General features: G+C 35.7%; 11 protein-coding genes and 1 pseudogene. 1 reads left to right on the top strand and 11 read right to left on the bottom strand.

Annotated features, from left to right (window positions below; translation table 11 throughout):
• Positions 1-88 precede the first annotated feature (88 nt).
• Positions 89-2,161, bottom strand: coding sequence for an adenylate/guanylate cyclase domain-containing protein (locus tag IPH52_19345; GenBank protein ID MBK7057160.1), 2,073 nt, complete (start codon positions 2,159-2,161; stop codon positions 89-91).
• Positions 2,162-2,286: 125 nt separating this feature from the next.
• Between IPH52_19345 and IPH52_19350 the strand changes: the two genes are divergently transcribed.
• The gene (locus tag IPH52_19350; GenBank protein ID MBK7057161.1) at positions 2,287-2,976 is read left to right on the top strand and encodes a peptidoglycan-binding protein; all 690 of its coding nucleotides are present in this window, start codon (positions 2,287-2,289) and stop codon (positions 2,974-2,976) included.
• A 225-nt stretch (positions 2,977-3,201) separates the two neighbouring features.
• On the opposite strand, the gene IPH52_19355 is transcribed toward IPH52_19350, so the two are convergent.
• From IPH52_19355 to IPH52_19400, 10 genes and pseudogenes are all read right to left on the bottom strand, one after another.
• A complete protein-coding gene (locus tag IPH52_19355; protein MBK7057162.1) occupies positions 3,202-6,066 on the bottom strand; it encodes a tetratricopeptide repeat protein in 2,865 nt (954 codons plus the stop codon).
• A gap of 56 nt (positions 6,067-6,122) precedes the next feature.
• On the bottom strand, positions 6,123-7,754 hold the full coding sequence (locus IPH52_19360; GenBank protein MBK7057163.1) for a PEGA domain-containing protein: 1,632 nt from the start codon (positions 7,752-7,754) through the stop codon (positions 6,123-6,125).
• 24 nt (positions 7,755-7,778) lie between these two features.
• Positions 7,779-8,602, bottom strand: a pseudogene (gene serB, locus IPH52_19365) (phosphoserine phosphatase SerB).
• Between the two features lie 44 nt (positions 8,603-8,646).
• Positions 8,647-9,420, bottom strand: a complete 774-nt coding sequence (locus IPH52_19370; protein ID MBK7057164.1) for a lipase — start codon at positions 9,418-9,420, stop codon at positions 8,647-8,649.
• Positions 9,404-9,592 carry a hypothetical protein gene (locus tag IPH52_19375; GenBank protein MBK7057165.1) on the bottom strand — a complete coding sequence of 63 codons (189 nt, stop codon included), beginning with the start codon at positions 9,590-9,592 and terminating at the stop codon, positions 9,404-9,406. Before IPH52_19375 ends, IPH52_19370 begins: the two co-directional genes overlap by 17 nt.
• Before the next feature lie 33 nt (positions 9,593-9,625).
• A complete protein-coding gene (locus IPH52_19380) occupies positions 9,626-11,002 on the bottom strand; it encodes an MFS transporter (protein MBK7057166.1) in 1,377 nt (458 codons plus the stop codon).
• A gap of 275 nt (positions 11,003-11,277) precedes the next feature.
• Positions 11,278-12,477: an MFS transporter gene (locus tag IPH52_19385; protein MBK7057167.1), complete on the bottom strand. Its 1,200-nt coding sequence runs from the start codon at positions 12,475-12,477 to the stop codon at positions 11,278-11,280.
• Positions 12,477-12,755, bottom strand: coding sequence for an exodeoxyribonuclease VII small subunit (locus IPH52_19390; protein MBK7057168.1), 279 nt, complete (start codon positions 12,753-12,755; stop codon positions 12,477-12,479). The genes IPH52_19385 and IPH52_19390 overlap by 1 nt, the downstream gene beginning before the upstream one ends.
• A complete protein-coding gene (locus tag IPH52_19395; GenBank protein MBK7057169.1) occupies positions 12,756-14,027 on the bottom strand; it encodes an exodeoxyribonuclease VII large subunit in 1,272 nt (423 codons plus the stop codon).
• 4 nt (positions 14,028-14,031) lie between these two features.
• Positions 14,032-15,141 (bottom strand): AI-2E family transporter, encoded by a 1,110-nt coding sequence (locus IPH52_19400; protein MBK7057170.1) that lies wholly within the window; start codon positions 15,139-15,141, stop codon positions 14,032-14,034.
• Between the last annotated feature and the right edge of the window lie 2 nt (positions 15,142-15,143).

Raw genomic sequence — 15,143 nt, forward strand, 5'->3', positions numbered from 1 at the left:
AAACTGATTTTACAAAGTCCCTTATATCATAATAGAAAAATTTCAACTTCTTAAAGTCTATGTTTATTTGTATCGGGTGTAAAAAAAATCAAGCCAATCGCTCCTTGCATCGATTGATGTAGATGAATAGAATTGAATCTTCTGGACAATTCCTTTCACATTCAATGAAAAGCTCTTTTGCTCTGGCATATTTTTTATTTCTAAATTCAGCCAGGGCGAGATTGTATTGTTTCTGATTCTTTAATTTTGCTTCTTTTAAACTCGGTTCGTCTGAATCAAAGCATTCATAAATTAAAATGGATTGCGACTTACCACGCATTACCACATCATCTATTTCACGAAGAGAAAACTTTTCCTTGTTTTGTAATTTTTGAACTACACTATCGGAAACAATCAGTGGAATAAATAATTCCTTTGTAAGCGACTCCAATCGAGAAGCAATGTTGACTGAATCACTGATTACGGTTCCATCCATTCTATTTTTTCCGCCAATCGTTCCGAGCATTAAATTTCCAGTATTTAAACCTATCCCGATTTTAATTGGAGGATAACCAGTATTTACCCTTCCAATATTGTAATTTCGCAATTCGATTAGCATTTCAACGGAAGCATTCAGTGCATCATCCGCTGAGCCGGGAAATAATGCCATGATCGCATCTCCAATGTATTTATCAATAAAGCCATTATTTTTAGAAATCACCGGCTCCATAAAATGAAGATAGGCATTGATAAAATTAAAATTTTCCTGCGGAGTCATTGATTCTGATAAGGAAGTAAATCCCCTGATGTCAGAAAAAAGAATAGTCATCTCCTTTTGGATTTGATCTCCTAGCTTCACATCTAAGATACTTTTTTTATTCAATACACTTAAAAATTCCTTTGGCACAAAACGGCTGTATGCCTCATTTGTTTTAATCAAATCTTCCGATAGATGCTCAACAGAAAGAAAAGCTTTTGAAAAACGCAAAGAGATAAGAAAAGATTGAGCAAAAATAAATAAGAACAGTCCATACGGCAACATATACGTTGAATTTATAACCGTATTGGCATAAAGAATATCATTGATAACTGTGTAAATTAAAAATACAAATCCAATCAAGGAAGGAAAGGCTCCATCTCTTCGCGCATAAATACTGCGAGTTATACTGATTAACCCATAAAAACAATTTAGAATAATTAGAATTTCCCAGGGAAGTGCTGTATGCGAATAAATGGAAATATCCGTTACTACAAGCAATCCAACTAATAATAAAACGGCTATGTTTAATATTTGCTTAACACGCTTTGAAAATTCATTTTCAAATACAGAATACAAAAAAGAATAAAAGGTAGGCACTACAAGATACAATGTCGCATATTCAATCTTATTCCCTAACTCCCAATTAAAGTTTGGAAACTTATAAAATAGAATTCTTTCTCCTGTAACAGACAAACGAAACATGACCGTTAGACAAAAGAGAGCAAAGTATACACTCGAAATATCTTTCCTTCTCAGAATGTATAAACCAAAATGGTATATAATCATTATACATATACTTCCACAAAGAAATACGTCCATCCAGATTCTATTCTCTCGATAGGCATTTAACTCAGTTGATTCGCCAAAGGAAATACTCTCCCAGAGTCCACCTTTATAATGATGATAATTACTAATCTCGACGATAATTTCATTGTTCTCTTTTAGATTTGTGAGGTTGTAAATGGCAGGAAGAAATCTTGGTTTAGTCGTCTCAGCGTCTAATCCTGCATTGCCGTTAGAAAGTATCTTAACTCCATTCAGCCATAAATTATAACTAGTTGCTGCATCCAATACTTTGAGCGCATAAGGCTGATTTAACTCTTCTAAAGAAAATTGTAAACGATAAGAGGCAAACCCTTTCCCGGTAATTTCTTTGCCATCTACAATTTCTCCATTCCAGATTCCGGGCACGCTGATATATTTTTTAGAGTCCGATATGGGACAAGTTTCTGGATTTGACTTTAAATGGCAATTCCAGTAAAATTCCCACTGTCCATCTAGCTCCATATGACCATTTTTAGCGAAGTCCCAATGCTTAAAGTCGATAACACCCTTATCCGCTTTGGGATGAACCTGACTCGCAACTCTGCCACAAGTCCAAAGAAAAAAACCAATGAAAAGTATTAATAATTTTGTTTTCATATACCCAGTATTCTAGCATTGGACTGATTAGATTGTAATGAAAAAATTTCAATGATTATTAGATTTTTGAATAAAAAATATATACAAAAAGGATTAATTTATAATTGTTCCAATCAGGAGAGTATATGAAATACGTAATATTAATTCTGTTTTCAATGGTCTTTTTGACTATTGATTGTTCCAAACCCGTTTCTCTTAGAAGTGCCAATAAAGCCGAAGATACCACAAAAGAGCGCTCAGTCAAAGACTATCCAGAAAATGCAAAATCCGGTCATTGTTATGTGAAAGCTGTTGTTCCAGCAGAATACAAAAATGTGGAAGAAAAAGTTTTAGTCACACCTGCGTCAACTAAAACGGAAGAAATTCCTGCTATCATTGAGACAGTGGAAGAGAAAGTAATCGACAAACCTGGAACTTCTTCTTGGAAAAAATCAGAGGACAATGTTCTTTATTGCTACGAAGAAACACCGCCCACTTATAAGACAGTAAAGAAAGACGTTGTAAAATCCCCAGCTACGACTAAAACCGTTGAAGTTCCTGCTGAATACAAAACTTCTCAAAAGAAAGAATTGGTTCGGGAAGAAAGAAATGAATGGACAGAAGTTCTTTGCGGAAACAATGCAAGACCAGCCGTTATCGAAAAACTCCAAAAGGGACTTAAAGAAAAAGGCTACGCTCCAGGAAGAACAGATGGTCAGCTAGACCAAGAAACAATGGATGCTCTTAACAATTATCAAAAAGATAAAAAGCTAAAAGTAAACAAAGACGGACTCATCAACATGGAATCAGTAGAATCCCTCGGAGTTCAACTTTAATAGTATTCTTTTGGAATAATATACAAAAGTTAAATTGAATTTCGGGTGTCATGGTTGAGCCTGTCGAACCATCTCTATTAGAATTAGTATCCTTCGACACGCTCAGGATGACAGTTTTCTAAAACCAAATTAGCTTGTGTATATTTTATTACAAATGCACAGAGAGTTTATTAATCCTTTTCTAAGATTTAATAAACCTCTGTGCCTCTGTGGCAAATTATTACCCTACTTTCTAAAATACACACTATAAATACTTGATTTGCCTTTATCCGCTCGCTTGCTCAGATTCTCTGACCAGAAAAGATTCCCGCTAGTATCTCTAACCGTTAAAATTCCTTCTTCACTGAGATAGGTATTTTCCCCAACCAAAAACTCATCTTGATTCTTATCGATAGTCTGTATCTTCTTCCACTTATCCAAATTCTCACTCAGCGCAAATAAGGCAGTATCCGTTCGAAGAAAGATAGTATTCTGTTGTAAATATATAATAGAAGTGCTTTCTACTCTTAAACTTCTCTTAAATTCACCGGTTGCATCAAACCGATAGATATAATTTCCACTAAGCACATAACAAGAATTATCCAGAGAGCCTAGAATAATGAGATCGCCTTTCTCGGCACCGATAAGAGTTAAAGTATTCTTTAAGAGATTTAATTTTGCGTCATAGATTTCCCAACTGATTCCATCAACAGTAGCATGGAATACAAACAAACTTCCTTTCGAGGTTAGTTCCCATTTGCTACCCATATCTAATTTGAGACTAGATTGAAAATCCCCTTCCATTGAATAAGAATGAATTACCTCTCGTCCATTTACAATCGCAGAACTCAAAATCGAATCACTTATCATGAAACGCTCTGTAGCATTCGGATTTAATTTTAGATGCCAAAGTAATTTGCCAGTCTCTAAATCAAATTGATCCAAATGGGTTTTCGAGATTCCATAAAGCCTGGTATTTGCTTTTAAGGTATGATACGAAATCGGAGTTTCTACTCTCCAGAGAATAGACTTTGAATCAGAGCGAAGTCTTGCAATGGAAGTTCCATGATTTACAACTAAAGACTGATTAATATAAATAGGCGGAGTAATAATCTTATCCTGTAGCGGATAACTTTGCATTACCACATGATTGTCCTTTTGTTGAAATACTGATTCAGACAAATTCTTTGCATAAGTTGAACTCGGATATTTTTCTACAATTTCTTTTTTTAAAGTTTGAATTTGCTTATCAATGCTTTCTCTTTTCCCCTGACTCTTCTGGATTGCATTTAGAATCATAAGATAAGCATAGATGGTTGACGGGTTTCGTTCCAGTCTAAGGCTAATCAAGATATACTTCTCTGCTTGTTCTAATTTCTTTTGTTCATAATACATATATCCCAAATGATAATACGGATCTGCAAAATCAGGATATTCCTGTGTTAAATCCAAGAAGATCGTCTCTGCATCTTTTGTTAAATTATCATTGTAAAGAATCATTCCCAAATTATAAGAAGCAATTTCTTTTTCTGAATCGAGTGATAGCGCATAATGGAAATCTTCCTTTGCTCGTTCTCGATTTCCTAATTTATAATACGTAATTCCCCGCGCAATATAAGCAGAGCTATAATCGGAATTCATGGCGATTGCCTTTTCAAAATAGCGAAGAGCTGTTTGCCTATCCTGACTTAAACTAAGAACACCCAACTGATAGTAAGAAAAAGCAGACTCTGGATTCTTTTCTATAATTTTTAGAAATGCTTCCCGGGCTAATGATTCTTGCCCCTTCTTAAGATAGCGATACGCTTCTTCCTCTTCTTTTGTTTTTGAAATAGCAAGAATTGTTTTCTTTTTCTTATTCGAATTAGACTCTGAATTCTCTTTCTCTGCGCGGAGAAATGCTGCAACTTTTTCTTTTATAAACTTGTCATTGGGGGATAATTCTTGTAACTCTCTAAATTCATGCTTTGCTTCTAAGAGTTTCTTTTCCTTTAACATTAATATACCAAGATTTATTCTCGCAGTTAAATAGTTTCTGTCTATCTCTTTTGCTTTCATAAAAGAAAGTAAGGCTAATTTCATTTTACCAATTTGACCGTAAGAAATTCCTAGTTGATTGTATAATTCTTTATCATTCGGAAACTCTTCCATCGCATTCTTTAGAATAGCAATAGAGGCTTCGTATTTGTCTGTCTTTGCATATAAAGAGGATAACAAAGAGTAGGCTTCTTTATTTTTCTTTTCTAGAGATATACTTCTCTTTAAATTTTCTTCTGCTTTAGCAAATTGAAGATTATTATAAAAGGACTCACCGAGTTTAAAGAAAGCTTTTGAATCCTTTGTATTTAGAATCGTTGCTTCCGTATAATATACAATTGCTACAGAATACTTTTTACCTAGAAATGATACATTCCCATTCTCCATCGCTAGCGCAAACTTTGCTTTAGCCCTTGCATCCTTTGCTTCTTCCATGTTGGGATCCACTTGATTTGCTTTCACAAAGTATCCTTCTGCTTGCGAATACTTTTTCATTTCAAAACAAACCTCTCCCATATACATATAGAGTTGCGGTTTGTAAGGAAAACTTTCTTCGTTTATTTTTGTAAATACTAAAAAAGATTCCTCATATCGCTTGAGTGATTTTAGAGAAATTCCTTGTTTAAAAGTATATATCTCTTTCTCCCGAAAATAATCCGAGAGCTTTGTATATACAAAAAGCGCTTCCTCTTCTTCACCCGCTGCGGTTAAAGCCAAAGCGTAGGAGACTAGAATCAGTTCACTCTTCGGATTTAATTCTAGTCCTGATTCCAATGCTTTCTTTGCATTCAGATAATCTTTATTTTTATAAAGACTTAAGCCTAATAAATAATATCCATCCTCTGTAGGTAAAATAGAATTTGCCTCTTTCGATTTTTCAATTGCCTCTTTATATTTGCCTTCATAATAATACTGAGTGCCATCGCTGAGTAAAATTTTAGCGCGAGAAGAATCGCTACTGTCTGTGCGGCTAATTGCCATTTCTTCTTTTGCGTCTTTACGCAAAGAATCTTCAGAGAAAGAACAGTTTTGAAAAAATAGTAAAATAAGAATGAGATAGATGTTTTGAATCACTGCCCACAGACTCTTTTTAGTATAAAGCTCAATTCGTAAGAGGAAGAAAACATACTCTACTTAGAAAGTTGAATATACTTTGGATATTGAATCCATAGATAACGAAGTGCATTTACCTTTGGCGAAGCATTTCCTCTAAGTAAGACAGATATTTTCCATGTATCCTGAAAATCAATAGAGTCCTCAAATACTTTCGTGTCATTTAGATAGATTTGAACACTACCCTTTTCAATATCAGTGACAAATTTAAAAGCACGGTATTGCTCTTTAATCTGTGGATCATAGGAATATGCCGCTAGAGAATTTCCGCTGGAAGGAAACTTATACAAAAAAACTTTTTCTTTCTCTGCTTCGAGCGTAAAGATAGAATTCTTTGTCATAAGAGAAAAGGAAACATTTCCGGAACCCATCTCAGAAGGAAGAAAGAAGGCAGAGCTAATCTCCATTGTATCGGGGAGAATCGGCTGACTGACAATTCCTTTTGGTTTTTCAATCACTAGACCACTGCGATTTTCAAAGGTAAGATTTCCCGCATAATTAACATTAACTCCACCAAATACTGGTTGCCAGAAATCTACTGCTGCCGAAGAAAACGAATCATACAACTCCATCGGAAAGAAAAGAGATGCAGTATTCTTAGGCTCTACTTCCACATCGAATTCACGCAATGGAATATTCATTTTTTTTATTTCTTGAAACTTTAAGAATTCCATTTTATATTTTCCAGGATTAATTCCATAGAGGAAAAATGGAGTTTCCCCTTTCACCTCTTTGTTCATAGAAACTTTAAGTCCTTTCGGAAAGCTAAATATTTTCAGGGAACCTACACTTAAATCATCTTCCCATTCCTGAATTAAATTAACTTCTTCTCCTGCACGGGTAAGAATTTTTTTAGTTACAGCAGGTAAACCTGTTTTCTTATAAGAAATTTGATGTGGTCCATCAGGAACCATCATGCGCCTAATAGGCATTTTCCCGACTTCTTTTCCATCTAGAAAAAATATCGTATCACTCGAAGAAGAAGAAACATTTAGATGTGCGGATACAGTAGAACGAAGAAGTGCGATTTGTAAATTTCGGTCGGGACGTTTGATAAATTTTAAAATAGGAACCTTAGCTTCTTCTAAGACTTTGAATTTATTTTCGGACTTATATAGTTCTAGTTTTGCTTTGGATTCAGGTTGTCCAGGAAAAATAACTGCTATTTCGAAATCAATCGAACCATATTCTTTTTGGTTTACGGGATCAATGAAGGTTTGTTTTACTTTCAGAGTTTCTCCATCGAATGCAAGCTCACTATTAATGAATGCATCAATGTCCTGGGCGATGAATTCTTTTTTTAGATTCTCCTGACTCTTCCATGCATCGATAGGAATTTTTACTTCCTTCGACTCTGTATTCTGCCAGAATAAACGATTTTCTTGGTGGAAGACAGCGATTAGTTCATTATTAAATCCAGCCGGAAAAAGAATGGGAGCAAATGTAAAGAATGGTTTCTTCTTTGAAACTTTTCTTGACTTGTAATCTTTTTCATCAAATACAAGCGGAGCCTCAGGCAAGGCAACTGCCTCTGCGGCTAACTCAGGCTTTTCCATTCGAGAGGAAACTCCTTTTAAGCTAGTAACTGTTGAGCATTCGTTTAGAATAAAAAACAGAATTGCAAATTTTAAAATGGAAATAGCTTTCAATTTTGCCTCCTTTCAGAATAACAATCAATCACGTAAGTCAAATAAGAACAATAAAGAGAGTAAGGAATGATGATCTACCCAATTTAGAATTTCCTTTTTTAAACCGGACTTCGCATGAAATCCAATTCCAATTCCTGCCTCATTTAACATGAGGGAATCGTTTGAACCGTCCCCTACTGCAACCGTCTGAGAAATGGAAATATGATTTCCCTCTCTATGTTGAATTAATAATTCTTTTTCCGATTTTTGTTTACAATCGTTCCAATCACCTTGCCAGTTGTAAATCCATTTTGCATTTCTAATTGATTGGCAGAGAATAAGGATATCGAAAACTTCTTAGTAAATTTTTCAATAACAGGAACAAAGCCTCCGCTAAAAATAGCAATTATTCCGTTGTCTTTTTGAATGAGTGGTAATACTTCAAGCGCACCATCGTTAGGCGTTAGATGATCAAAGATTTCTTGAAAAACATTTTCGTTTATACCCACGAGATAACTGCATCTTTTCCTCAGAGCCGAATCAAAATCTAAATTACCTTCCATGGCTTCTTTTGTAACAGCGGCTACTTGGTTGTAAACTCCCTTCTTGCGTGCGAGTTCGTCTATTACTTCTTCTTTGATTAAAGTAGAATCCATATCAAATGCAAATAAAGACTTATTCCGTCTATCGAGCAAGCGATCAACTAAAAGAACATCCACTTTCTGAGTAAAAAAATTCTCTCTAATTTGTAATAAGGAATCTCTATCAATCGGAATTTCTGTATCAAAATAATGGGCGTATAAAGTCTCAATAGAACTTGAATATCTATATTTTGCGTTGAGAGAAAATGGAATTAGCCCCTCTTTCATCGGGAGTGGATTTCCTGAAGAGGTAATAAAAATAAGCATCGTAATTATTTAATAAGAGGTCTGACAAGCTGACCGATGACCTCATAACCCTTCTCATTGAAATGAATTTTATCCATTTTTCCAAATTCCGCATAACGAACATATTCGTCTTTAATCATAGGCAAATCGGGATGTCTCATTTGCTTCCATAAATCCAAATAGGTAAAATTATACTCTTTAGAAAGACTTTGAATGGTCGCATTTAGAACGGGAACAACTGCATTCAGAGTAGCATTTTTTGTAGGTGGAATAGAAAGAAAAATGATTTTTGCTTTCTTATCATAGGCTTGAATGTCTTCGATGATTCCACGAATATTATTCTCAGTAACTGATAAACATTTTCCAAAGATAAGATCATTTCCACCAATTTCGATGATGATGGTCTTGGGATTAAGGGTAAATACGTTATCCGATAACCTAGCTCTCAAACTTTCGGTCATATCACCCGCAATGCCGCGCCCAACTGCATTCAAACCCGGAAATTCTTTTTGTATAAGTCTGTCTTCAAATAGTTGAATGAGGCTATTGCCTGCAATGACTATACTTGCATTCTTGACTCTTGCATTGTCCTCGTTGTATTTTTTTCGAAGTGGATTCCAAGCTAGTTCTTGGTAGCGAGAATACAGATTAGAATCTCTCCAACCTGCATCTGAATGGCACTGAAAATTTGACTCGTAATAATTGAAGTAATCGTTTCGTTGTTTCCCCACGAAGGGGAAACTAGAACAACTGACAAATAAGCTAATAAGAAAAAAGATTATACTATTTCTTAATATCATCTTCCTTAGGCTCATTCATTCTAAATCTCTTGTGCCAATCCGCAATCTGCGATTGAACGTATTGTTCGGTATCACAGATTCTGAATTCAATTGGATGGTTTGTCGCAGCATCAATAAGTTTAGCCTCGATGTAACCATTTTTTAACTTACTAATTTCAATTTTATACCGCATAACTAAGTCCTCCAAGTCCCTTATTGTCAGGATTTATTTTACCTTTGACCTTTCAATCTCTTCTAGTGTTTCTTTTTCTTTATATTTCATAAAAAGAACTATAGCTAAGAAACAGAAAAAAGCAGCGACAGGTCCGGTGAGTCTAATTCCAGCTGGATTAGAAGAATCACGACCTAAAAGTAATAAACTAGTAAAAAGTAAAATTGCAATCGTCTGTCCAAACTTTTGCATAAGCGTTCTGCCTGCATAGAATAGACCTTCTCTTCTTGAACCAGTCTTAATCGCATCCAACTCGGCAATATCAGCCAAAATAGCATTTGGCAAGATACCCAGTATCGCCATCGGAATCGCTGCAACAATTACGATAATGTATGCTTGAAAGAGTTTTGGTAAAGGAACTCCTTCGCCCAAAAAGTATATAAAAATAAACAGAGAAAGGAATACTGCAAATCCAAAAAGGACAACTGGTTTTTTCCCAATCTTTCTCGCTGCAATATTTACGACAGGATACAATACAAAGGAAAAGATCCCAAGTATTGTCATAAGCTCGCCTTGCATTTTTTCTTCTTGTGAAAGCAATACTGTAACATAGTAAATAAGACCAGTCTGTAAAATAGTTACACTTAAAAAGTAAGCAAAATCAGAAAGAGCAAAGTATAAAAAGCTTTTGTTTTTAAATGTTAAAATAAGAGCTTCTTTAAAAGGAACATTGGATGGCTCTGACTCACAGTATTTTTTCTCATCAATTGCAAAAACAGGAAAATACATACAGAAGGTAGCAAAGCCACAAAAAAGTCCTAATGTCCATTGAATGGCTTGCACTTTAGTTAAACCCAAGCTTGGTTCTGCGAGTAATCTTCCCCAAACACCGGGAGCAAAACTAGCAATAGCAATTCCAAGAAAATAAGTAACTGAAATATAAGTAGAAATATTTAATCGTTCTTCAGGTGTATGTCCAAGTTCAGGAATGAGCGCAAAGTAAGGAGTAACATACATGGTAAGAAATAAGTAAAATAGAAAGAGTGCTCCCACAAGCCAGACTAAATTTAGAGTCGAGGTTCCGGAATCAGGCGGCATAAAAACTAATGCACAGAATACGGCAGCAGGAAAAGCACCTGTGGCTAAGAAAGGAATTCTTCTTCCCCACTTCGTATTTAATTGGTCACTCTTATTAGCAATAATCGGATCAGTGATTGCGTCCCATAGCCTACCAACCGAAGATATAATCCCAATCACATTGAATATTACTAAGATAGCAGTATCAACTATTAGAATAGGAATCCCTGCATCTTTAGGTGGCAGATAAAAGTATACTAACCACGTTCCAATGATATTAATCAATAAAGACCAGCCTAATTGTCCGATTGCATAGGCTACCTGTTTTCCGAGCGGTAAAGAAGGTTTACTCATTATTCCATCCCTGATTTAATTTCTATTTTAGATAAGGGAAAAAAATTATGTATTTGTTGCAAGTAGAATCTATAAAAAAATATCTTTTTTCAAGAGTAAGTGCAAATTGACAACCCTGTAAAAAATACACTCTATCGTGATGGCTCACTATCTATCTACATCTTAGTGCCTTCGCAGATATACTTTGGGTATTTCCGACTAGTGTGGCTTAAAAATTTTCTGAATCGATACAACTCTGGGTATTTCACAATGACTCGGAAGATTTTATATGACTTCTAATTATGGCTAACAGTCTTTATCCTCGTAGATAAATATATCGCAATGAGTGTTGCTCCAGTGGCAACTAGTCCTACTTTGGGAAATTCAGCTAGTTGACCATTGGCAGTTTGCTGAATGATAATTCCCGAAAGACTAGCTGCAAGTCCAGAGGCAATCTGTTGAATCGATGAAACCATACTCATAAAACTTCCTCGATTAACAGGGTGAACACTCGCAGTAATCATTGCCATTGCGGGTGTAAATCGACCGGATACAAATACAAAAAAACACGTTGTTGCAGTGAGTGTTACGAAAAGAGACATCTTTGGTAAATTCGTAACAGCAAGAATTGGCAGTAAGGAAAGAAGGGCTATGATTGCAAAGAGAAGCGGTTTACCAAATTTATCCGCAAGAATTCCTATGATACGCGCGGTAAATACGGTAAAGCCGCCACCCAATATATAAACATAACCAAGCTCTGCATTCGTCAGACCAATATTAGCAACTAAGTAAGGAGCAATAAAGGGAATCACAGAAAAACCACCGAACATCATCATCGTGATAAGACTAAATGCGATTAAATGATTCTTATTAAAAAATAAAATTTCTAAAGTCTTGATAGGATGCTTAGCTAAAGTAGAAAGATGTCCTTTTACAGAAGGAGTAAAAAAATGAGCGAATACAAGCACAATCGCGCTAAATCCGAATAAGCCGAAGAAAGGAGCATTCCAATTAAATTTTTCGGCGAGATATAATCCTACTGGAACACCAATCACGGACGCAAGAGAGAATGCTGACATTACTACTCCGGTTGCTTTACCTCTTCTTTCATAAGGAATTAAATCTCCAACGATTGCAAATATGATAGCTCCGGTTAATCCTCCGAATGCGCCAGCTAGAATGCGAGCCATCACCAAAAGCGGATACGTATGAACTACCCCGCAGAGAAGTGTCGCTAATGTAAGTCCCGCATAACAGGTATTAAGCGCGATTCTACGATCAAATCTATCAATAAAGAAAGCTCCCAGAATTCCAGCAAACCCTGCGCTAAAGGCGTAAGAGGAAACAATGAATCCAAATTCGGCGGGGCTAATCTTAAATACATCCATGAGCCTAGGACTTAAAGGCATCATGATTACAAAGTCTAGAATATTGGAAAACTGAATACAGGCTAATAATAAAAGAAGCTGCCACTCTTTGATTTTGATTGGTAGCATTAAAAAAGAATCTCTTCTTTGGTTTTCTTTTCTTTCTCTTTGTGATCGCGCACAGCGCTTTCTTTCACAATCTTTCCGTCGGGTGCTTTCGCTAAGAATTCAATCTTACCTTCTGCTTCTTTGAGTCGTTCGTTGCAAATCTTTTTTAGATCCATTCCTCTTTCATAAGCCTTGATGGAATCTTCTAAAGTCAATTGACCCCGCTCTAATTTTTCGGCTATTTGCTCTAGTTCTTGCAATGCCTCTTCAAAGGAAACTTCTTTTTCTTTTGCCGCCATCTATTTCTCCTTTACTTCTACTTTAATCGTTTTTTGATCTTTGAGAATTAACTCTAACTCTTCCCCTACCTTGACTTGGGTAGGTGAGATTATGACTTCTTTCTTTTTATTTCTTGCTACTGAATAACCACGAGTAAGCGTTTCCAATGGGGAAAAACTATCTACTCTTCCAAGTGCTAATTGAAATTGTTTATCTTTTGCGTTTAATACTGATTTTGCGTGAATCGTAATATTTTCAAATCTCTGTAATAAGTTTTTCTTGGTAGAGATATTATTTTTTCCCAAAAGAAAAATCCGATTTAGGATTTCATCGACTCTTTGAATTCGATCTGTTAAGAGCATTCTTGGCTCTAGGAAAATATGTTTATTGGAAATTAAATGCAGTCTGTCTCTAGCAATATCCAGTTTATATTTGAGAGACTGATTAAATCTATTTTCAATATCACTCAAATAGTTTTCTAGCTCTTCTATCTCAGGAACAGCAAGCTCTGCTCCCGCAGTTGGTGTAGGCACATAGGCATCAGCCGCATGATCGCAAAGAAGAGAATCTATTTGATGACCTACAGCAGAAATGATTGGAACGCGAGAATTATAATATGCCATCACAACTGCTTCTTCATTAAATGGCATCAAATCTTCAAAACTCCCACCGCCCCGTCCTGCGATGATAACATCTACTTCCCATTTAGGGTTATTCAATTCTTCAATTGCACTTACTATCGATGAAGGAGCAGTTTCTCCTTGGACTTGACAGGGAGCAATCAGTATATTGATATTTGGATAACGCTCCTTAGCTATTCGAATGATGTCTTCTACTGCAGCTCCATTCGGAGAAGTTGCAATTCCTAAAGTCTTAGGGAAGCGGGGAATCGGTCTTTTGCGCTCAACATTAAAAATGCCTTTCGCATTTAGTTCTGCTTTTAGTTTTTCAATTCGGTAGAGTATATCCCCTTTGCCAAGCTCTTCAACTCTTGCTACGTTTACACTATAGTATCCGCCGGGCTCGTAGAGATTAATACTTCCAAATACTTGGACTTCCATTCCGTCTTGAAGCTTCTTTCCTTTGTAGTTTTTGTTTTGAAAAGAAAAGAATGTGCAGCGGATAACACTAGTTGGATCCTTGAGAGAAAAATAAATATGACCTGCACCGGATGGGCTATAGTTGGAGATTTCTCCTTTTATCCAAATATCTTTTAATTCTCTACGCTCAAGTAGAATCGACTTAATAGATCGATTGACTTCACTCACCGAGAGAGGACGAATTTCTGGCATGAGCTTATGACCTGAATTCTTTTCTACGATATGCCATCCAAAAATCCCAGAGGATAACCAGTAGAGTAACCGCAATTGGTCCGATAACTAGACCGACAATTCCGAATTGTTGAATCCCGCCTAAAAGAGCGAGAAATAATAGAAATGGATGTAAGTTTAATTTCTTATCTAAGATATTTGGCTTCACTAAATTTTCTAAAACCATATAGGAGGTAAAGGATAAACTCATATAAATAATTGCAACGATCCAGCTTTCTTCAAAGAACCCAATGTAAAAGCCAGCCGGAAGCCAGACCACAGCAGTTCCAATTACCGGTATCAATGAAAAAAAGGAAGCGATGCTTCCATAAAGAATAGGATTAGGAATTCCAGCAAAGAAAAGAAGCATACCGGCAACGAATCCTTGCAAGAGGGAAATCAGTATATTCCCCTTGAGAACTGCTTTTACTGCTTCGGAAATTCTTATTCCAATTTGTTTTTCTACTTCTTCCGAGAAAGGAAGATTGTTCATTAGAAAAAGTTCCAATTTATGACCATCTTTATAGAAGAAAAATAAAAGCATAAAAGAAAAACAAATATTTACGAATATTGCGAGTGGAATTTTGATTCCACCTAAAATGAGAGAAGTAGTATTACTTAGAATTCCATAGAGGCTATCTATATTGAGAATGTCACCATAGGAACTAACGATCTCTCGATACATATTTGGGAATTGAACCCAAAAAAATTCTGTGTCAGTAAAATAATCTGTGATGAGGTTAATGCTCATTAGCGTAGGAACGATTCTTTCCTCACTTAGGTTTACCTTTAAAACAAATAAAAGAGAAATCAATTCATCTAAGAGTGTGCGAATCACGAAAAAGCAAGGCAATACAATGGTGATTAGAACAATTAAAATCATGAGAGTTGGTGCAACTCCACGAATTCTTTCCGGTATAATATTTTTTAGTCTTAAATAATAGTCTCTTGATCCTATATAGAGGATAAGCGAAATAATCCCCGCCCAAAAATAAGACTGATATACCAAGAAAGCGAATGCACTCGCAATTGAAAAGAGTCCAAGTAAGACTACAAGTAAAACATACTTGCTATTTTTTAATTCGCCATGACTCACAG

Source organism: Leptospiraceae bacterium (genome assembly GCA_016708435.1).
Taxonomy (GTDB): Bacteria; Spirochaetota; Leptospiria; order Leptospirales; family Leptospiraceae; genus UBA2033.